The 389-nt window shown below is 84.6% G+C and carries 1 pseudogene; it reads left to right on the top strand.

Annotated features, from left to right (window positions below):
- Window positions 1–26: 26 nt before the first annotated feature.
- A pseudogene (locus D7W79_RS46690) lies at window positions 27–389 on the top strand (hypothetical protein); the annotation flags it as partial.

Genomic DNA, 389 nt, shown 5'->3' on the forward strand with positions numbered 1-389 from the left:
GCCTGCGCCGCGCCTACGCGCCCCTGTTGGCGCGCGAGAACGCGGCGCTGACGGGGGCCGCGGGGAGCCCCGGCGCCGGCGCAGATGACGAGGGGGTCGCCGCCGCCGCCGTCGCCGCCGCCGCACCGGGCGAGCGCGCGGTGCCCGCCGGGTACGGCGCCGCGGGGATCCTCGCCGCCCTGGGGCGGCTGTCCGCCGCGCCCGCCTCCCCAGCGGGGGGCGACGACCCCGACGCCGCCCGCCACGCCGACGCCGACGACGACGCCGGGCGCCGCGCCCAGGCCGGCCGCGTGGCCGTCGAGTGCCTGGCCGCCTGCCGCGGGATCCTGGAGGCGCTGGCCGAGGGCTTCGACGGCGACCTGGCGGCCGTCCCGGGGCTGGCCGGGGCC

The organism is Corallococcus exercitus (assembly GCF_003611585.1).
Classification (GTDB): Bacteria; Myxococcota; Myxococcia; order Myxococcales; family Myxococcaceae; genus Corallococcus; species Corallococcus exercitus.